General features: G+C 54.1%; 21 protein-coding genes. 14 read left to right on the plus strand and 7 right to left on the minus strand.

Annotated features, from left to right (window positions below; genetic code table 11):
• The first annotated feature begins 343 nt into the window (after nucleotides 1–343).
• The 8 genes from ACJY2L_RS04215 (at nucleotide 344) to ACJY2L_RS04250 (ending at nucleotide 5,862) form a co-directional block, all read left to right on the plus strand.
• Nucleotides 344–541 carry a hypothetical protein gene (locus ACJY2L_RS04215; RefSeq protein WP_067429751.1) on the plus strand — a complete coding sequence of 66 codons (198 nt, stop codon included), beginning with the start codon at nucleotides 344–346 and terminating at the stop codon, nucleotides 539–541.
• Between the two features lie 25 nt (nucleotides 542–566).
• Complete coding sequence (locus tag ACJY2L_RS04220; protein WP_067429754.1) at nucleotides 567–980, plus strand: DUF4186 domain-containing protein; 414 nt, start codon at nucleotides 567–569, stop codon at nucleotides 978–980.
• Between the two features lie 305 nt (nucleotides 981–1,285).
• Nucleotides 1,286–2,851 (plus strand): methyl-accepting chemotaxis protein, encoded by a 1,566-nt coding sequence (locus ACJY2L_RS04225; RefSeq protein WP_439213017.1) that lies wholly within the window; start codon nucleotides 1,286–1,288, stop codon nucleotides 2,849–2,851.
• A 136-nt stretch (nucleotides 2,852–2,987) separates the two neighbouring features.
• Nucleotides 2,988–3,143, plus strand: coding sequence for a cold shock small protein YmcF (ymcF, locus tag ACJY2L_RS04230; protein ID WP_439213108.1), 156 nt, complete (start codon nucleotides 2,988–2,990; stop codon nucleotides 3,141–3,143).
• A gap of 289 nt (nucleotides 3,144–3,432) precedes the next feature.
• The gene (locus ACJY2L_RS04235; RefSeq protein ID WP_067429760.1) at nucleotides 3,433–3,645 is read left to right on the plus strand and encodes a hypothetical protein; all 213 of its coding nucleotides are present in this window, start codon (nucleotides 3,433–3,435) and stop codon (nucleotides 3,643–3,645) included.
• A 56-nt stretch (nucleotides 3,646–3,701) separates the two neighbouring features.
• Complete coding sequence (locus ACJY2L_RS04240) at nucleotides 3,702–4,379, plus strand: SOS response-associated peptidase family protein (protein WP_439213018.1); 678 nt, start codon at nucleotides 3,702–3,704, stop codon at nucleotides 4,377–4,379.
• A gap of 184 nt (nucleotides 4,380–4,563) precedes the next feature.
• Nucleotides 4,564–5,541 (plus strand): chemotaxis protein, encoded by a 978-nt coding sequence (locus ACJY2L_RS04245; protein ID WP_439213019.1) that lies wholly within the window; start codon nucleotides 4,564–4,566, stop codon nucleotides 5,539–5,541.
• Nucleotides 5,542–5,595: 54 nt separating this feature from the next.
• Nucleotides 5,596–5,862 (plus strand): DksA/TraR family C4-type zinc finger protein, encoded by a 267-nt coding sequence (locus ACJY2L_RS04250; RefSeq protein ID WP_439213020.1) that lies wholly within the window; start codon nucleotides 5,596–5,598, stop codon nucleotides 5,860–5,862.
• Between the two features lie 59 nt (nucleotides 5,863–5,921).
• Here ACJY2L_RS04250 and ACJY2L_RS04255 read toward each other — a convergent pair whose 3' ends face one another.
• The gene (locus ACJY2L_RS04255) at nucleotides 5,922–6,212 is read right to left on the minus strand and encodes a DUF1330 domain-containing protein (RefSeq protein ID WP_439213021.1); all 291 of its coding nucleotides are present in this window, start codon (nucleotides 6,210–6,212) and stop codon (nucleotides 5,922–5,924) included.
• Nucleotides 6,213–6,429: 217 nt separating this feature from the next.
• Here ACJY2L_RS04255 and ACJY2L_RS04260 point away from each other — a divergent pair, with 217 nt between their 5' ends.
• Nucleotides 6,430–6,861 (plus strand): OsmC family protein, encoded by a 432-nt coding sequence (locus ACJY2L_RS04260; protein WP_067429780.1) that lies wholly within the window; start codon nucleotides 6,430–6,432, stop codon nucleotides 6,859–6,861.
• Between the two features lie 59 nt (nucleotides 6,862–6,920).
• Here ACJY2L_RS04260 and ACJY2L_RS04265 read toward each other — a convergent pair whose 3' ends face one another.
• Both ACJY2L_RS04265 and ACJY2L_RS04270 read right to left on the minus strand, forming a co-directional pair.
• Nucleotides 6,921–7,100: a DUF2158 domain-containing protein gene (locus ACJY2L_RS04265; RefSeq protein WP_439213022.1), complete on the minus strand. Its 180-nt coding sequence runs from the start codon at nucleotides 7,098–7,100 to the stop codon at nucleotides 6,921–6,923.
• Nucleotides 7,101–7,170: 70 nt separating this feature from the next.
• Nucleotides 7,171–7,419 carry a glycine zipper domain-containing protein gene (locus ACJY2L_RS04270; protein ID WP_067429785.1) on the minus strand — a complete coding sequence of 83 codons (249 nt, stop codon included), beginning with the start codon at nucleotides 7,417–7,419 and terminating at the stop codon, nucleotides 7,171–7,173.
• Nucleotides 7,420–7,600: 181 nt separating this feature from the next.
• Here ACJY2L_RS04270 and ACJY2L_RS04275 point away from each other — a divergent pair, with 181 nt between their 5' ends.
• Entirely contained in the window at nucleotides 7,601–7,807 is a 207-nt protein-coding gene (locus ACJY2L_RS04275; protein ID WP_439213023.1) for a DUF2767 family protein, read from the plus strand.
• A gap of 23 nt (nucleotides 7,808–7,830) precedes the next feature.
• Here the strand turns inward: ACJY2L_RS04275 and ACJY2L_RS04280 are convergent, their stop codons facing one another.
• Both ACJY2L_RS04280 and ACJY2L_RS04285 read right to left on the minus strand, forming a co-directional pair.
• Nucleotides 7,831–8,388 (minus strand): hypothetical protein, encoded by a 558-nt coding sequence (locus tag ACJY2L_RS04280; protein ID WP_439213024.1) that lies wholly within the window; start codon nucleotides 8,386–8,388, stop codon nucleotides 7,831–7,833.
• 57 nt (nucleotides 8,389–8,445) lie between these two features.
• Nucleotides 8,446–8,775 (minus strand): hypothetical protein, encoded by a 330-nt coding sequence (locus ACJY2L_RS04285; protein ID WP_225700759.1) that lies wholly within the window; start codon nucleotides 8,773–8,775, stop codon nucleotides 8,446–8,448.
• 187 nt (nucleotides 8,776–8,962) lie between these two features.
• Here ACJY2L_RS04285 and ACJY2L_RS04290 point away from each other — a divergent pair, with 187 nt between their 5' ends.
• The 3 genes from ACJY2L_RS04290 (at nucleotide 8,963) to ACJY2L_RS04300 (ending at nucleotide 10,344) form a co-directional block, all read left to right on the plus strand.
• Complete coding sequence (locus ACJY2L_RS04290) at nucleotides 8,963–9,142, plus strand: hypothetical protein (protein WP_067429794.1); 180 nt, start codon at nucleotides 8,963–8,965, stop codon at nucleotides 9,140–9,142.
• A gap of 347 nt (nucleotides 9,143–9,489) precedes the next feature.
• Nucleotides 9,490–9,873, plus strand: a complete 384-nt coding sequence (locus ACJY2L_RS04295) for a hypothetical protein (RefSeq protein WP_439213025.1) — start codon at nucleotides 9,490–9,492, stop codon at nucleotides 9,871–9,873.
• 45 nt (nucleotides 9,874–9,918) lie between these two features.
• Nucleotides 9,919–10,344, plus strand: coding sequence for a GNAT family N-acetyltransferase (locus ACJY2L_RS04300; protein WP_439213026.1), 426 nt, complete (start codon nucleotides 9,919–9,921; stop codon nucleotides 10,342–10,344).
• Here ACJY2L_RS04300 and ACJY2L_RS04305 read toward each other — a convergent pair.
• Nucleotides 10,341–11,009, minus strand: coding sequence for an MBL fold metallo-hydrolase (locus ACJY2L_RS04305; protein ID WP_067429801.1), 669 nt, complete (start codon nucleotides 11,007–11,009; stop codon nucleotides 10,341–10,343). The genes ACJY2L_RS04300 and ACJY2L_RS04305 overlap by 4 nt on opposite strands.
• A gap of 25 nt (nucleotides 11,010–11,034) precedes the next feature.
• Nucleotides 11,035–11,964: a muramoyltetrapeptide carboxypeptidase gene (gene ldcA, locus ACJY2L_RS04310; RefSeq protein ID WP_439213027.1), complete on the minus strand. Its 930-nt coding sequence runs from the start codon at nucleotides 11,962–11,964 to the stop codon at nucleotides 11,035–11,037.
• A gap of 183 nt (nucleotides 11,965–12,147) precedes the next feature.
• On the opposite strand from ldcA, the gene emtA reads away from it, so the two are divergent.
• Nucleotides 12,148–12,780, plus strand: a complete 633-nt coding sequence (gene emtA / locus ACJY2L_RS04315; protein ID WP_082691650.1) for a membrane-bound lytic murein transglycosylase EmtA — start codon at nucleotides 12,148–12,150, stop codon at nucleotides 12,778–12,780.
• Nucleotides 12,781–13,037 lie beyond the last annotated feature (257 nt).

Consider the following 13,037-nt stretch of genomic DNA (forward strand, 5'->3'; position numbering starts at 1 on the left):
GTGCGCGATAAACGGGTATCGCCAAATGAAGATAGACCATGCTGGAAAAGTTGCACGGAAATGACAAAAATAAATTTCAGCGAGCAGACCCGGAATGGCGACCATGCTGACTGCTTACAATCCAGGCGAAATCTGGCGGAAATAGCCGCAGTTCGTCAGCCAGATGTCAGTAAATTGTAAGTTTTTGTCAAAATCAGAGTTGTCTGAATGCTGAGGGGCAGGCCATCTGCGCAGGATAGACCTTGTCGGTCAGGGTAAGTCTGAAACGGCAGGGACGAGCGTCGCTAACTGACCGAGGTTAGCAGCCACACTGGAATTCACCGTTGCTCCGTTGAGGGTAAACATGCGCTGCACTAACTGTTTTGCGCCACTGACGCAGGAGGAGAAGTTTTATCTGCAATCCTGCTGTGAACGTTGCGATCGGGACGCCCGGGTGGTGCAGGGCGAAGCGCATCTGCCGATCAAATCGCCACGTTATCTGATACGCTGGATCCAATTCTGCTGTCGGCGCTGCTGGTTTCGCCTGCAGGGCCAGCATTAATCCTTTCTATAAGACGTCAGGTACTATGGCTTTTAAAGCACTGTTTCAGCGTCTGGCCCAATCACCTTTCCGCCAGCGCTTCCATTTGGGTTATCGGGAATATGTTTACAGCCAAAGCAAAGGCGCGGCGGCGCTGAACGAACATGCTACAGCGTTTATCGCTGAACGCCTGGCCGCCGCAGAGCCTGCGCACGATGGTAAACAGACGCCAATGCGAGGGCATCCGGTATTTATTGCCCAACACGCCACCGCCACCTGCTGTCGTGGCTGCATTGAAAAATGGCATGCGCTTCCTCGTCATCAGCCGCTGACCGCGGCGCAACAGGATTACCTTGTCAGCGTGATCATGCACTGGCTGCATCATGAGATGCAGCGACCGATCCCGCCTGCACCCACGCCGAAATCTGCTGCGACTTCTGCGCAGCTGTCGCTGTGGTGACCGCGGGCAGTTAATGCTTTCCCCCATCCGCTGCCGAAAAAACATGCAATTTCCTGATGTATGATCAGGAAAATTTGCTACTTACGTCACATTCAGACATCAAGTTTTCCCTGGCTCTGCCGATTTACTCAGCCGCGACGTTAACAAAAAAGGCCGATGCATGCGCTACATCGGCACGTCGCTTGTTGGTTCTTATTTGCCGACGGGTGCAAGCAATCGCAAGTCATTACTTCAGCGGCGACGTCAGCCGGAACAGATGGGCCATCACCTCTCCGTGTTGCTGCAAACTTAAAAGGGATTCTGTCATGGTATCAATCAAAAATATGAGAGTGGGTGTGCGTCTTGGCGCCGCATTCGGCCTGGTCATCCTGTTGCTGATTATTGTCAGCGCGACGGCCGTCATCAAAACCGGCAGCATTAATCACGCGGTCGATAAAATCGTCAACGATCGTTACGTTAAAGTCCGTCTCGCTTTTGACGTGCGCGACGGCGTCAACGAACAGATTAAATATTTGCGCGGTATGGTAATCGACGTCGAACGTCCGGAGCAGAACGTTAAGCGTTTCACCCAGTTGGATGAGGCGACTCACAAGACCAATTCAGCCATTGAGCGCATCTCTCAGCTGCAAACCACGGCGATTGGTCAGCAGAAGATCAAATCTATTAAGGAAGCCTCGCAGGAGTTCGAGCGCGTGAAGCAGGAGCTGCTGGGTTTAATCCGTGGCGGCAATGCTGACGTTGCGGCTGATTTCGCCCTGCGCAAAATAACCAACATTCAGAATGATTTTCTCAACAGCGCGGTGAAGTTTGCTGATTCACAGTCTCAGCAGCTGATGGGTGAAGGCGCGAATGCGGTTCATGACGGCTCTACCGCCATTAACGTTACGCTGATTTTTTCCAGCGTTGCTATTCTGGCGGCGATCGCGCTGGGCATGTTCCTGACCGGTTCGATTGTACGTCCGCTGCGCGAAGCTGTGACCATTGCGGAAAACGTGGCGGCAGGCGATCTGCGTACGGTAATCACGGTGAATTCAAAAGATGAAACCGGCCAGCTGATGCACGCGCTGAAAAACATGAACGATAACCTGCTGAACATCGTGAACGAAGTGCGCGCGGGTACCGACCTTATCGCCAACGCCTCTGGCGAGATTTCAGCGGGCAATATGGATCTCTCTTCGCGTACCGAGCAGCAGGCCAGCTCGCTGGAAGAGACCGCATCGGCGATGGAACAGATGACTTCCACCGTGAAGCAGAATGCTGATAATGCTCGTCAGGCTAATCAGCTGGCGGCGCAGGCCTCCAGCGTGGCGGTCCAGAGCGGCGAAGCGGTTAAGCAGGTCGTGACCACTATGGAAATGATCAACACCTCATCGAAAAAGATTGTCGATATTATCAGCGTGATTGATGGCATCGCGTTCCAGACTAACATCCTTGCACTGAACGCCGCGGTGGAAGCTGCACGAGCCGGCGAGCAGGGCCGTGGTTTTGCCGTGGTTGCATCAGAAGTGCGCAATCTGGCGCAGCGTTCCGCTTCAGCAGCCAAAGAGATTGCTCAGCTGATCGAAGATTCGGTTGCGCGGGTGGAAGAGGGCGGCAAGCAGGTTGCTAATGCCGGCAGCACTATGCAGGAAGTCCTGACCAGCGTGAAAAGCGTGACGGAAATCATGGGTGAAATCTCGATTGCCAGCGCTGAGCAGAGCACCGGCATTCATGAAATTAATACGGCGATCACCCAGATGGATCAGGTCACGCAGCAAAATGCTTCGCTGGTGAATCAGTCAGCGGCTGCCGCTCAGGCGATGCAGGAACAGGCCGATCAGCTGGCGCGCGCCATTCGCGTATTTAAAACGCACGATGCAGTAGCGGCATAATTTTTTTGGGCTGGCGCGCTGTCCGGCCCAAAATATTTACCAGCCGTTTAATTTTTTTTAACATAACTGAGACAGGCGCCTGAAAAGCTGCTAGGCTAATTTCTCTTAAAACAAAAATACGAAGGTTTCTATCACTATTCTAAATTTCAAATGTCCCTCTTGTAGCGGACATCAGTATCGTCTCTCCTCGTTCGATGTCACCACAAAAAATCCCCACGGCGCAGTCTGCATCTTCTGTAAATCAGTTATGCATGCCAGTTATCGTGACGCGAACGTTTCTGCTCGTTGCTAACCCTTTTTCGTTTCGTCTGGTGTTAACCAGACGCGATGCGCCTGTCAAATAATTAACGCGCTAATAATAACAACGGCAATAATTGTTAAACCTGGCTGGCGCCGATCTGAGATACTCCTTTTCGCCCCTTCAAGAGCTAAGCCACAACAGTGAGTGCCGGAGATAAGCGCCGGATGGGGTTAATAACAGGTCGCCTTTGCGGCCTGTTGTTGTTTCTGCACCGCTTCACTTCCCTGCAAATCATGACGCATCACCTATACTTAAGGTTCATTCACCTAAGGAGATGACCATGTCAGAACGCCACGATCATAATAAGCCTTACCCGGACGACAACGACCTCCACGGCCTGCCAGAAGATGCGCCTCATTCGACCAATCCTTACGAAGAAGATGACATGGCGCATGGCCAGGAAGCGCCACAGGAGCAGGGTGAAATTCCGCGTAAGCGTGATGACAGCAAGGATGATCAACAAGATCCGTTTGAACCCAAACAGCCCAAATAACGTCACGCCCGTTCGGGAGTGATCATCTGCCGTAGCGTGCGGCGGCTGGAGGCACTATGTGTGGACGTTTTGCACAATATCGCAGCAGGGATGACTACTTCGCCGCACTTGGCATTGCCAGCGACGAAATAACCTACGATCCGCAACCGATCGGTCGTTATAACGTCGCGCCCGGTACGCGCGTGCTGTTACTTAACGCGCGGGCCGGATCCCTTTCTCTCGATCCTGTTCACTGGGGCTATGCGCCCAGCTGGTGGCAGAAGCCACCCTTAATCAACGCTCGCTCTGAAACTGCAGCCTCAGGCAGAATGTTTGCCTCGCTCTGGCAGCATGGCCGCGCTATCGTCATGGCTGACGGCTGGTATGAGTGGCAACGTGAGGGCAGCCACAAGCAGCCATGGTTTCTCTATCATCACTCCCATGAGCCGCTGTTTTTTGCCGCCATTGGCAACGCGCCTTACGATAAAGCCAACGATCACGAAGGATTTGTCATCGTTACCGCAGCCAGCGATAAAGGGCTGGTGGATATTCACGATCGCTGGCCGCTGGTATTGACGCCTGAAGCGGCACTGGCCTGGCTCGATCCCGCCACCACGGCGGATGAAGCCTGCGATCTGGCGCACAAAGGCGCACGCTCAGCCGACGAATTTCACTGGCATCCGGTCAGCCCGGCGGTGGGTAACCCGAGAAATCAGGGCGCTGATTTAATTAAAGAAAGTGCACCCACGGATTAATTCAGCGGGGGTGCCGGAGAAAATAAATCCCAATCGCACGCGGCAATCCTCACCTTTTGCCTTCCTCTGCCGATAACCTGTGACAGAAGTGTTGCTGCTTACGCGAAGTGAGAAGGCCGCTGCCGGAGGCGGTCGTCGTCGATATCGCCTGTAATCACTTACCTGTTAATGTTCAGAGGAATACATGGATAATTTTCAAAAAGATATCGACGAAAGAGCGAACCTGACACTGTCAAACCGTTTTGAGCTGCTGCTGTTCCGTCTGGGTTCCTCTTCACCGGAAGAAAAACCAGAGCTGTACGGCATCAACGTCTTTAAGCTGCGTGAAATCGTACCGATGACCGAGATCACCAAAGCAGCGGGCATGAAGCCGCCATTATTAGGTATGGCCAATATTCGCGGCCAGGTGATTCCGGTCATCGATCTGCCCGCCGTCGCCGGTTGTACGCCTTCCACCGGCCTGAATCTGTTGCTGGTAACGGAATATGCGCGCAACACTCAGGCGTTTGCGGTGGAATCGGTGGACAACATCGTGCGACTTGAGTGGAGCAACGTTCACGCTGCCGAAGCGGGTATCAGCAGCCGCAACATTACCAGTATCGCCATGCTCGAAAATCAGGAGCAGGGCAGCAATATGGCGCTGGTACTGGACGTTGAGCAGATTCTGTATGACATCATTCCATCAGCGCGCGATGTCAAAACCGAACAGGTCAAAAACAAAACCTTCAGCATGCGCCCTGGCTCTATCGCTATCGTGGCTGAAGATTCGAAAGTGGCCCGTTCAATGCTGGAGAAAGGCCTGAGCGGCATGGGCATTCCAGCTGAGCTGCACAACACCGGTCTCGAAGCCTGGGAAAAAATCAAGATTCTGGCGCAGCAGGCACAGGCCGAAGGCGTACCGATTCGCGATAAAATCTCCATGGTGCTGACCGATCTGGAAATGCCGGAAATGGACGGTTTTACCTTAACGCGCAATATCAAAAGCGATCCGCGCCTGAAAGAGATTCCGGTGGTAATTCACTCATCGCTGTCAGGCAGCGCCAACGAAGATCACGTGCGTAAAGTCGGTGCCAACGGTTATGTGGCCAAATTTGAGATCAACGAGCTCTCTTCGGTTATTCATAAGGTGCTGGAAGAGGCGAGCGTACAGCGCACCGCTTGAAGAAAGTGCAGTTAGCACCCATATTTATCTCTGTGACCATAATTGGAGGTGAATATGGCAAGTGGCTGGGCTTCCGATGGCGCAGTGCAGGATCAGATCGACAGCACGGTTAACGACGGCGTGGCGCGGGTGCGCAATGCGGTCGGGCAGGGCGAAAGTGAGGAATTTTGCCTGGAGTGTGGAGAACCGATTCCTGAAGCGAGACGGCAGGCGTTACAAGGCGTGAAATTTTGCGTCAACTGCCAGAGCAAGCTGGATCAACAGCAGCATACGGCCAGCCTGTATAACCGGCGCGGCAGTAAAGATAGCCAGCTGCGCTAACCAGAAAAAACCCGCCGACTGGCGGGTTTTTTGTTGATATCCGGTCTGCGTTGGGCAGATTATTCGACGCCGTCGACCAGAATCACCCGATATTCTGCGCCTTTCAGGCGATGCACTTTGGCTGCCTGATAAGCCGGGCTGTGATACCACGCACGCGCTGCGGCCATGTCCGGAAACTTCAGCAACACCACGCCTTCTGACGACTGACCTTCCAGCACTTCAAAATCACCGTAGTGCGCCAGCGCGGTTAACGGATGATCGCCCCGCGCGTCGGCGGCCATTTTGCTATAGGTCGCAAACTCTTCGGCATCGAGGGTGGTATCGCGCACAAACATAATATAAGCACTCATCGTTCTTCTCTCCTTGGGTCACGTTTTCCCCTGCAACATAACCCCGATTCCCCACTGGCAGGCAAGCGCTTTGTGCGCCGGGGCCATTATTTCGCATCAGGCACGGCCTAAGTCGTTGGCGCAGTTGTTGAATAAACCGCCGACTGACCGTCAGGCTCCGGCAAAATCCTCAGCCTTAACTATACTTAACGCTGTGTCTCATCAACGGGAGGAAAGCATGACTATTCATAAGAAAGCCCAGGCGCATTGGGAAGGCGATTTAAAAAAAGGTAAAGGCACCATTTCTACCGAAAGCGGCGCGCTGAAGCAGCAGCCGTACGGTTTTAATACCCGATTTGAAGACGCACCCGGCACCAACCCGGAAGAGCTGATCGGCGCAGCACATGCTGGCTGCTTCTCTATGGCGTTATCGATGATGCTCGGTCTGGAAGGTTTCACGCCAACCAGCATCGACACCACTGCTGACGTCTCGCTGGACAAAAAAGATGACGGCTTTGCGATCACCAAAATCGCGCTGAAAAGCGACATCGTGCTGCCCGGCATCGAAAAAGCGGCCTTTGACGCCATCATTCAGAAAGCGAAAGCGGGCTGCCCGGTTTCTCAGGTACTGAATGCTGAGATCACGCTTGAGTACGATCTGAAAAACTGATTCTGCTCAGACGTAAAAAAACCCGCCGCTGGCGGGTTTTTTATTGGCGTTCATCGACTTCAGCAGACGCCGAAATCACCCTCTTCGTGATACAGATTCACGGAAGAGGCGGGCACGGTAAGCTCTTTTTTATGCGCATCGTCAATGCGAACGCAATAAAGCAGATCGTCTTCAACCCGTACCACCTGCATTTTAGGGCCGCCGGTTTTGGACTGGACGAAATCATCAACGTTAAACATGATTCTCTCCTCTTCAGAACGACAAAGCCCGCCATAAGGCGGGCTCGTAAGCTTAATTCTGGTGACAGACTCAGCGTGAGCTAAGCAGTTTACCCAGCACAAAGCCAACGCCTGCAGCCACAGCCAGCGCGGTCAGCGGGCTTTTTGCTGCGGCATCACGCGCGCAATCCAGTGCGTCATCAACCGCATAGGTTGCCTGTGAAGCGCGACGACGTACAGCGCCTTTCGCTTCATGTTCTGCAGAACCGGTGGCGCGACCAAACTGCTGCTGTACGGCGCCTGCTGCTTCTTCTGCTTTATCTTTCGCTTTATCAAACATAAGGCATCTCCTTCCTGGGTTGGCAGCATCATTGCTACTACATTAACCATAGCACAAGGATTTTGTTCTGCCGGGCGGCGAAAGACGTTGCAATCAATAGACATATTTTTTTTCACTCCTGACAGCATACTGACATTTTCAATCGCCGGTTTTATGCCAGGCTTTACTGAGGAGGTGACCAATGAAACGTGATGTATTGAGCGAAGAGTATTACGACGAAGTGTGCCGGGTAGTGGGTGATGCGGTGATTGTTTTGGCAGAAAGCGGCCACGATACGCCGCGCGAGAGGCTGGCCACGCTGTTAAAACAGACGCGGCTAAAACGGGGGGACAGCGATCGCGAGGAGCAGCGCGTGCTGGAGCACGCTATCAGACTGGTAAAACCGTGAGTATTGCCCGGCACTGTCCGGGTTCACGGCTGATCCTGCGCCAGCTGACAGGGAAACCACGACACCAGGAAATGGCGCAGGTGATCCAGACACCATTCCGCTTCATCTGACCGCTCACAATAATATTGCACGGTGATTCGGTCATACTGTTCACCGCGGATCTGCACCGGCGCATGGGTCCAGTTCATCACCGACTGCGCGTAGTTCACCAGCGCACCTGCGGCCATCGCATGCTCGCGCTCCTGCCAGGCGAGATAACGCCAGAATTGCCGGTCGAGGTCGAGGGTGTGAGATCTGAGCTGCGATAAGGTTTCGGGGCGAAGTGCGAAGGTCACAAAACCCGCCGTACCGTTTTCCAGTTTCACGTGATCGCAGGCCAACGTCATAAACAATCCATCCTGCAGATTGACCTCTTCCAGCAAGCGACGCAGGTTTGCCGAGCGGGCGCACTCTTCAATCTCATCGATACGGCCAGTTTCCAGCGTAAGATCGATGCCGCCACAGCTTAGGCGGTTATCTGCACGGCGTTTGCCGGGCCAGGGAAACAGAACAACATGGTTATTCTCAACGTCTCTTTCCACTGTTCTTCCTTTCCAAAACGATAAAGCGCAAACGGTAGCATTTTTTGGGACGGGTCTCTACGGACACTGCCATGTCACCTGGTTATCCTGATAGGGGTTGATCAGGCGAAACTGGTGTGAAGAGAGCCGTTGCGCGTAGTAACCCTCCTTAGTCACCGCGGACGGTATCCAGCGCAGGCGATCGTTTGAATGCAGCGGGCCACTCTCAACGGTGACATCGTCATTGCTGACGCTGAACGCGTTAACCAGGTCAAACACCTTTGCCGTGCTTTGCCCGAGCGCTTTACCGTCAAGCGTGGAAAGGTCGCCACGACAGGTCACGCCTTGCGGGCCCGAGGCGCAACCTGCGAGTAAAAGCGCGGTGAAAAGCAGGGGAAGTCGCAGCATGTGTTCGGCCCTTTATCGTTCCGTGATCCCAAAGCGGATAGTCTCAGCATAGCATTTTTGCCCGTGAAAAAAATTTGGCTGCGGCGTTACAGTTAAGCGAAAACGAGGCAAAGGGGTGACTTTTGCAGTGTTGTCACGTTATTCTTGGCCCGGTTAGGCACTGGATCACCATTACAAGGTTATTTTGATGAGAGAAGAAGAAGCCAGTCTGATGATTATTCGTCATGCGATTGAGAAACTGGCACACGAAAAAAAACAGCAGGTTGATGCCTGTGCAGCCGCGCTGCGCGCCGTGATGGGCGAGTATGATGAGGAGTCTGCGGGTATGGCATTGATGCTAATAGCGGCTGAAGTTGCTGCTGAGTAACCTGTTTCCAGGGCAAGGATACCGTTATCGAGCGGGCTTTATCTGTGATAAAGCCCGCTTTTTTAGTGCCGGAAATTGTTCAATGTCGCCGCAAATAATTGCCCTGAATGCCATTTTCAGATTTGTCGTAAGCGAATAGCGTGGCAGGATGAGCAGAAAAAAATCGCACCGCATCTAGTTACAACATACTATAAAAACTAACAATTTCCACATTTCATCAGCGACAGTGGTAACTCATGTCGGGCAGAAAAAGCGTGGGCAGGTTTCTGCGATAGCGATCTCTTCATTTATAACCTGCTGTGATAACCTTGAAATTCCCTAATGAAATCAAACGAAATGGAGAGGCTATGAGGCGCTATTCTGTTGCCGCGCTGCTGATGCTGGCCGGTTTATCTTCTGCGCAGGCAGAAACCGAATTCCAGATCACCTGCAGCGGGCGTGCCACCATGACGGTTTCCCGCGCGGCTTACGGCTTAAGTACGCTGATGTGGGGAGAGCACCACTTTCAGATCGCCTCAGGGCAGACCCGTTCACGCATCAACGACGGCGATAAGGTGGCGATTACCCAGTTCCGCAACGGCGATCAGCTGATTGTGAACAAAAGCAGCGGTGAAACCTTCTTTGCTTTCAACGACAGCGACAGCCTGACTCCCTGCAACCGCAGCGCCGATCGTGACACGCAGTCGGTGACGCTGGAACGCTGGGATGCTGGCGCGCACGTTGATTCATAATCAGGTCGTTCACTTTAGCCCCTTTTTTTGATCGCCGAGGTAGCCATGGAACTGAAGATCACCGCCACGCCGAGCCAGCACGATCTGGATGAGATACGTCTCGGTCTGAAGGCCTATAACGACCAATTTTTTGATGCTGATGTGATCAAGGCGCTGGGAATCTTTGTGGTCAATGAGCAGGGCCGCAAGCTTGCCGGACTCACTGGCTCAACTACCGGCAATTGGCTGCGGATCGATATGCTGTGGGTTAGCGAGGCGCTGCGCGGGGAGGGCGTGGGCAGTCGGCTAATCAAGGCGGCTGAAGAGGAAGCGCGCGGTCGCGGCTGCCGTTTTTCCCAGGTGGACACCGCAAGTTTTCAGGCGCGGCCCTTCTATGAAAAGCAGGGCTATCAGCTGCGATTTTCTCTCGATAATTACCTTGACCACTATCAGCGCCACTATTTAACCAAAGCGCTGACTGAAGAGCCTTAATGACGTGGTAAGTAGAGTGGCGATTCACGCACCACCACCGGTGACTGTTCCGCTTCGTCGATCGCGTCAAGCCATTCCATCAGCGTCACTTCCTGCCACGACAGGTGACCGCGAGTGGTGCTCATCAAAATAACGTCGGGCCGCAGCTTGCGAAAACGTTGCAGGCTGCGCTCCAGATCGGCGCGATTGCTGTCCGGCACCTGAACGGTGATCCAGCGTTCATGATCGCGGGTCAACGTATCGCCCACGAACAGGTACTTTTTGCCGTGCGGCGAGGCGTAAAAATAGCTGGTGGAACCGGGCGTATGGCCAGGAGTGGAGAGAATCTGTAGATCGCCGAAATGCAGTTCATCGTGCGTCAGCGTCTCATCCGGCTCAACGCTGGTCATCACCGCACTGAGCGAACGGCTGTGGCAGTAGAGCGCGCTGTTAAAGCGTTGCTGAATCAGCGCCGCGCCGGGGCCCGCTTCGTGCCAGTGGGTAAAATAGTGGCGAATCGCGCCACCTTCTAGTTCAATAACGTTATGATCGTCCGGGTTTTCAATACGGCCGAACAGCAGGTTGCCGCGCGGATGACGCAGCATAAAGCCGTGCATCATAATGTCGTTATCTTCCGCCGGGAATTCAGGGGTGGAGATCCATAAGTCGGGATAAAGCGGCTTCATCAAGGGTCTCCTGGAGACAATACCGTTACGTCAAAATCGGATGGCCGCTCAGCGACAATCGCGCCGTGCCCGCCTCTACCTGCAACTCTCCACGCGCACCCAGCGGCACGGTCACCGTATCCGCCTCATGGCCAAAACGTAAATCTGTGACGATCGGCAGGCCGGTGCTCTCCCGGAGCCGCTGCCACACGGTGGTAAAATCGAAGCCGTTGTCATACTCACCGATGGCGGCGCTGCTAAAGCTGCCGGTCACAATCGCCTGCTGACGCGCCAGAATCCCACTCTGCTGCAGTTGCAGCATCATGCGCTCGATTTTGTAAGGATGCTCATTGATATCCTCGATCACCAGAATGCCGTCCTGATGCACCGGCAGCCAGGGCGTGCCGATCAGCGAACAGATCATCGTGAGGTTGCCGCCCCAGACTATGCCGCTGCGCGGGCTGCAGTCCGGTGCCGACGTCGGCCACACCAGTGTAAACTGCGGCGCGGTCAGCGCCTGCCAGAAATGCTGCTGCGTAAAATCAGCGTGCTGCGCCGCGCCAAAGTTAGCGGCAAGCATCGGACCGCTGAAGGTAATCAGTCCGGTTTGCGCCAGCAGCGCCAGCTGAATAGCGGTGAAATCACTGTGTCCGCACAGCGCAACCGGCTGATTCAGCAAGCGGCGCTGCAACCCAATGTAATCGATTTTATCCAGCAGCCGCGATGCACCATAGCCGCCGCGTACCGCCAGCACGATATCGGGCAGGTCGGCCAGCGTCGCCAGCTGGTTGATGTCCGCCAGACGCTGCGCATCGCTACCAGCAAAACGCTGCTCACGGCGCGTAACAACGTCAAGGTTATCGACCTGGTGTCCAGCCTGCTGCAAACGGTTGATACCGCGGTGAGCGGCCTCCTGCTGCAGGCAATAGCCTGATGGCGCGATCAGACGAATGAGGCGAGTGTGGCGGTCTGGCATCCTGCGGCTCCGGAAACGGATGTTATTCAACGGTTAATGCTGCTGTCATCACGATAATGACGAAAAAAACGCATGAAGTCACGATAGCGCCAGCGAATTTTAGCAATTCGGATAAAAGGTAATTTTGTCCGGCGAATCTCTCCGTATGATTGGGCGCGGGACAGGTTTATTAAGGAAAACGGTGTGAGATTAAGACTGCTTGTGCTTTCAGCTCTGTTATTGTCCGGTTGCGCCAGTGGCCCTTCGCATCCTCCATTACAGGAAAAACAGACGCCTTTAACCAAAGCGTCGCCGGGTAAAGTATCTGATGCCTGGTCCATATTTACCGAAAACGCCGCCAGCCAGTATGGCGTCGATGAAAAATTGATCAGCGCCATTATCAGCGTTGAATCCGGCGGTAATCCGGGTGTGGTCAGCCGCTCTAATGCGGTAGGGCTGATGCAGATCAAAGCGTCAACCGCAGGCCGCGAAGTCTATCGTACGCAGGGCCGTCGTGGTCAGCCCAGCACCGCCGAACTGCGCGATCCGGCAAAAAATATCGATATCGGTGCCGCCTATTTACGCATCCTGCAGGACTCCGCGCTGGCCGGCATTCGTAATCCACAAACGCTGCGCTACGCCACAATCGTTTCCTATGCCAACGGTGCGGGCGCGCTGCTGCGCACCTTCTCATCCAGCCGCGATCGCGCTATCGCTATGATCAACGCCATGACACCGGAAGATTTCTATCAGCACGTGCAGCAAAAGCATCCGGCTGCGCAGGCGCCGCGCTATCTGTGGAAGGTAACCACCGCCTACCGCACTATCGACTCCTGATCCGTTAATTGCTGCCGGATAACCCGCGCCGGCAGCGTAGCGGTTTTTAGTACCCGTCCTGGCCATCCTTCCGCCGTTTAGCAGACATTCTTTGCCAATGCTTAAAATAGTATTGCCTTCATTCATCATCAGGTTTACATTTCAGCCGCCGCACAGCCAGGCGAATAAATAAATTTGTCGAACTTATCTGAGCGGCTAAATATCAGAAAACGCCGCCGTCCATCGGCAGTGAAAACAGAGTTCACCTGCAGGGAATG

Source organism: Duffyella sp. Ts4, assembly GCF_051851875.1.
GTDB lineage: Bacteria > Pseudomonadota > Gammaproteobacteria > Enterobacterales > Enterobacteriaceae > Duffyella > Duffyella gerundensis.

Bases quoted from the DNA above. Each gene is read 5' to 3' on its own strand.
- ACJY2L_RS04275 (WP_439213023.1), top strand. From the start codon at position 7,601: ATGAAACGTGATGTATTGAGCGAAGAGTATTACGACGAAGTGTGCCGG.
- ACJY2L_RS04255 (WP_439213021.1), bottom strand. From the start codon at position 6,212: ATGAGTGCTTATATTATGTTTGTGCGCGATACCACCCTCGATGCCGAA.
- ACJY2L_RS04290 (WP_067429794.1), top strand. From the start codon at position 8,963: ATGAGAGAAGAAGAAGCCAGTCTGATGATTATTCGTCATGCGATTGAG.
- ACJY2L_RS04250 (WP_439213020.1), top strand. From the start codon at position 5,596: ATGGCAAGTGGCTGGGCTTCCGATGGCGCAGTGCAGGATCAGATCGAC.
- ACJY2L_RS04305 (WP_067429801.1), bottom strand. From the start codon at position 11,009: ATGAAGCCGCTTTATCCCGACTTATGGATCTCCACCCCTGAATTCCCG.
- ACJY2L_RS04220 (WP_067429754.1), top strand. From the start codon at position 567: ATGGCTTTTAAAGCACTGTTTCAGCGTCTGGCCCAATCACCTTTCCGC.
- ACJY2L_RS04285 (WP_225700759.1), bottom strand. From the start codon at position 8,775: ATGCTGCGACTTCCCCTGCTTTTCACCGCGCTTTTACTCGCAGGTTGC.
- ACJY2L_RS04260 (WP_067429780.1), top strand. From the start codon at position 6,430: ATGACTATTCATAAGAAAGCCCAGGCGCATTGGGAAGGCGATTTAAAA.
- ACJY2L_RS04265 (WP_439213022.1), bottom strand. From the start codon at position 7,100: ATGTTTAACGTTGATGATTTCGTCCAGTCCAAAACCGGCGGCCCTAAA.
- ACJY2L_RS04235 (WP_067429760.1), top strand. From the start codon at position 3,433: ATGTCAGAACGCCACGATCATAATAAGCCTTACCCGGACGACAACGAC.
- ldcA (WP_439213027.1), bottom strand. From the start codon at position 11,964: ATGCCAGACCGCCACACTCGCCTCATTCGTCTGATCGCGCCATCAGGC.
- ACJY2L_RS04295 (WP_439213025.1), top strand. From the start codon at position 9,490: ATGAGGCGCTATTCTGTTGCCGCGCTGCTGATGCTGGCCGGTTTATCT.
- ACJY2L_RS04240 (WP_439213018.1), top strand. From the start codon at position 3,702: ATGTGTGGACGTTTTGCACAATATCGCAGCAGGGATGACTACTTCGCC.
- ACJY2L_RS04270 (WP_067429785.1), bottom strand. From the start codon at position 7,419: ATGTTTGATAAAGCGAAAGATAAAGCAGAAGAAGCAGCAGGCGCCGTA.
- ACJY2L_RS04225 (WP_439213017.1), top strand. From the start codon at position 1,286: ATGGTATCAATCAAAAATATGAGAGTGGGTGTGCGTCTTGGCGCCGCA.
- ACJY2L_RS04215 (WP_067429751.1), top strand. From the start codon at position 344: ATGCGCTGCACTAACTGTTTTGCGCCACTGACGCAGGAGGAGAAGTTT.
- ACJY2L_RS04245 (WP_439213019.1), top strand. From the start codon at position 4,564: ATGGATAATTTTCAAAAAGATATCGACGAAAGAGCGAACCTGACACTG.
- ACJY2L_RS04300 (WP_439213026.1), top strand. From the start codon at position 9,919: ATGGAACTGAAGATCACCGCCACGCCGAGCCAGCACGATCTGGATGAG.